Origin of the sequence: Achromobacter sp. GbtcB20 (genome assembly GCF_019091095.1) — a bacterium.
In the GTDB taxonomy this organism is placed as follows: domain Bacteria; phylum Pseudomonadota; class Gammaproteobacteria; order Burkholderiales; family Burkholderiaceae_B; genus Achromobacter; species Achromobacter mucicolens.
Window position 1 is genome coordinate 1 of the sequence record NZ_JAGXJZ010000602.1, and the last position, 263, is coordinate 263.

The following is a 263-nucleotide window of genomic DNA, read 5'->3' on the forward strand; positions in this document are numbered from 1 at the left end:
GCAATGCGCCGGCGCGCCGCGCAGGTCCAGCCAGGAGTGGCACAGGTGCACGCCGTCGAGCAGCGTGCGGCCGGCCTTGCGCCGCGCCTGCGCCCTGGTGGCGAGCTTGACCAGGTCCTTGTAGAAGGCATTGTCGCGCGAGGTGATGCTCTTCATGCGGGCGCCGCCTCGTTCATGGTGTCGGCGGCGCCGAACAAATCCACCTGCAGCAGGTTGCGCACCGGCGCGAACGAGCGGCGGTGCTCCGGCGACGGGCCGTGCAG

The 263-nt window shown here is 71.5% G+C and carries 1 pseudogene; it reads right to left on the reverse strand.

What is annotated here, in order from left to right:
• Positions 1-156, reverse strand: a pseudogene (locus tag KVT32_RS32400) (RNA methyltransferase); the annotation flags it as partial.
• Positions 157-263: the final 107 nt, after the last annotated feature.